This is a genomic window from Flavobacterium sp. Leaf359, assembly GCF_001423985.1.
GTDB classification, from domain to species: domain Bacteria; phylum Bacteroidota; class Bacteroidia; order Flavobacteriales; family Flavobacteriaceae; genus Flavobacterium; species Flavobacterium lindanitolerans.
Genome location: NZ_LMPW01000012.1, coordinates 3,220 through 3,640 on the forward strand (window position 1 = coordinate 3,220; position 421 = coordinate 3,640).

General features: G+C 62.2%; 1 pseudogene. It reads right to left on the reverse strand.

The features are described from left to right. Nucleotides 1–421 (reverse strand): annotated as a pseudogene (locus tag ASG38_RS18275) (T9SS C-terminal target domain-containing protein); the annotation flags it as partial.

Here is a 421-nt window from a genome sequence, read left to right on the forward strand (position 1 = left end):
ATAGTCGGACATGCCGTAGCACTTCTCGGACTTGTTTCCGGATTCCGGCGAGTTGGACGAGCCTCCCAGCAGGTACCCGCCGTCGCGTGTCTGCACGGCGCTCCGGAGCTGGTCGGCATACTGTCCCCCGAAAACCTTCTGCCATTCGATCTTCCCTTCGGAATCGAGCTTTACGGCCCAGTAGTCCAGGCTGCCGAACCCGGCCTCGGATTTCCCGAACGGGTCGGGCTGCCCTGCGGCAAGCTTCTCGCTCCTGGCGGAGCTTGAGGAGCCTGCCAGCAGGTATCCGCCGTCGGAGGTGGGCACGACGCTCTGCAGCAGTTCCTGTCCGGAGCCTCCTATGGTGCGCTGCCACTGTTCGCCTCCCTTGGCGTTGAGTTTTATTATCCAGAAGTCTTCCTTCCCGAAGCCGTCCTCCTTC